This is a genomic window from Deltaproteobacteria bacterium, assembly GCA_011773515.1.
Classification (GTDB): domain Bacteria; phylum Desulfobacterota; class Deferrimicrobia; order J040; family J040; genus WVXK01.
The window spans coordinates 12,670-13,643 of the sequence record WVXK01000031.1; the positions used below are offsets into that span (position 1 = coordinate 12,670).

The window sequence follows — 974 nt, forward strand, 5'->3', positions numbered from 1 at the left end:
AAGGCTATCACGGATGAAGCCCTCGATGTCCTTGCGAAATACCCCTGGCCGGGAAACGTGAGAGAGCTGAAAAATGTCATCAACAGGGCTGCCGTTCTGACGCAGGAGGATGAAATTTCCCCGTATATCATAAAGGAGCTTTTACGCGTGGAATCTCATTCGATCCAGGGGCCGGGGGATCCCCCTGCCCCCCGGGCTGCGTTGCGGAAAATTGACCTCGCGGAAAGGGAAACGATCGTGAAGGAGCTGAACCGAACGAAGTGGAACAAGACGAGGGCGGCGAAAAACCTCGGCATAGCAAAATCGACCCTCTTTGAAAAGCTGCGGCGGTACGACATAAAGACACCGGATATGCAGTGATGGTACGAGAATAAGACGCCGGTACGGATTTAATACTCCCGGTCCTTATCAAAGAGCTCCCTCTCTTTGATCGCAATCGGTAAATCAACGATTTACACTCCCTTCCCCCGGAAAGTTTCCGGCATCATGTTTGCAATCCTCACCGAAAAAAAACGGGGAGGATGCAAAATGGAGCGGAAACAGAGCAAAGCAAAGTGTCGGAAAGCTCAGGGGCTGACGGAGTACATCATTATCCTTGCCCTGGTCGCAATCGCCGCCATCGGGATCGTAAATATTTTCGGCAACCAAGTGCGAAACCAGTTTCACGCGATCATATCAGCCCTTTCGGGCCATGGATTCAAAGTAAAGGACCTGTCGAAGTCATCCAAAAAAGAGCAGAACAAGAAGACCCTGAGCGACTATGCCACGTCAAAGTAGACAGATTCGCAACAGGGGGAGCGTTCTCGTAGAAGCAGTGCTCGGCTCCATAATCGTTGCGCTCCTTGTCTTTTTGTCCATCGACCTTGCACTGACAACATTCACCCTCCACAGGATCCACCGCTTCTCGAAAAAGTTCGCAAGGACAGCGAGCATCTCTTCGGGAAAGAGCGTCCGGGAAGTCAGGAAAGCATTTC

Annotated in this window: 3 protein-coding genes; all 3 read left to right on the top strand. The window is 51.5% G+C overall.

The genetic code is table 11. The features are described from left to right. On the top strand, positions 1-360 hold a 360-nt coding region (locus GTN70_03665), incomplete at its 5' end, for a sigma-54-dependent Fis family transcriptional regulator (GenBank protein NIO16086.1). 168 nt (positions 361-528) lie between these two features. Further along, positions 529-777 (top strand): hypothetical protein, encoded by a 249-nt coding sequence (locus GTN70_03670; protein NIO16087.1) that lies wholly within the window; start codon positions 529-531, stop codon positions 775-777. Beyond that, on the top strand, positions 761-974 hold a 214-nt coding region (locus tag GTN70_03675), incomplete at its 3' end, for a hypothetical protein (protein NIO16088.1). The genes GTN70_03670 and GTN70_03675, both read left to right, overlap by 17 nt.